This window comes from Streptomyces sp. NPDC001880, from assembly GCF_053594575.1.
In genome coordinates, this window is record NZ_JBSFET010000311.1 from 1 (window position 1) to 1,006 (window position 1,006).

The 1,006-nt window shown below is 67.4% G+C and carries 1 protein-coding gene and 1 pseudogene; both read right to left on the reverse strand.

Annotated elements, in window-relative coordinates; all coding sequences use genetic code 11:
- A partial coding sequence (locus ACWCQ6_RS37510; protein WP_451097020.1) for a carbohydrate ABC transporter permease occupies positions 1 to 839 on the reverse strand: 839 nt, incomplete at its 3' end.
- Between the two features lie 2 nt (positions 840 to 841).
- Positions 842 to 1,006: pseudogene (locus ACWCQ6_RS37515) on the reverse strand (sugar ABC transporter permease); the annotation flags it as partial.

A 1,006-nucleotide genomic window follows, 5' to 3' on the forward strand; every position in this document is an offset into this window, starting at 1 on the left:
TTGAGCGGCACGTTCTGCTGCTGGAGCGAGGCGATGCCGACGGTGAGGGTGCGCATGTCGGTGGACTGGCCGATGATGAGCGGCCACAGGAAGTCGTTCCAGTGCCACAGGAAGACGAAGATGCCGAGTGTGGCCAGGATCGGCTTGAGCAGCGGCAGGACGATGCGGTAGAAGATCTGCCATTCGTTGCAGCCGTCGAGGCGGGCCGCTTCGAACAGTTCGTCCGGCAGCCCCTGGATGAACTGGCGCATCAGGAACACTGCCTGGGCGTTGGCCAGGGTCGGCACGATCAGTCCCCAGTACGTGTCCACGCCGCCCAGCTTCGCGATCATCGCGAAGGTCGGGATCATCGTGACGTGGTACGGGACCATCACCATCGACAGGAACGACCAGAACATCGTCTCCCGGCCGGGGAAGCGTTTCTTGGCGAAGGCGTAGCCGGCGAGTGAGGCGAGCAGCAGCACGCCGACGACGGAGACGACCGAGTACATCAGCGTGTTGAACAGCCAGCGCGGTACGTCCTGGGAGTTCATGACGGTGTCGTAGGCCTCGCCGGTCAGCGGCCACGGCAGCAGGCTGCCGGGGAACTCCACTGCCGCGGACGGTTTCAGGGAGAGCACGACCATCGCGTAGAACGGGAAGACCGTCACGGTCGCGGCCACCGTCAGCAGCACGGCGCGGCCGGTCCGGCCGGCCCGGGTGGGCCGCATGCCGTGCGGAACGGTGTCCTGTTCCGAGAGCTTGCGCAGTCTGCGTTCGGCGCGGCGCGCGGCCCGGTCGGGGGCCGGGGGTGTCTTCGGGGTGGGCGGGGTGTCGGTCTGGGCGGGTGCTGCGGTCATGGTCACTGGTCCTTCCCGATCACGAGCCGCTGGATCACCGCGACCACCACGGTCAGCGCGAAGAGCGCGACGCCGATGGCGGAGGCGTAACCCAGGTCGAAGTACTTGAAGCCCGCGTCGTAGAGCTGGAAGACGAGCGTGTAGCTGGCGTTGGCGGGGCCGCCGCC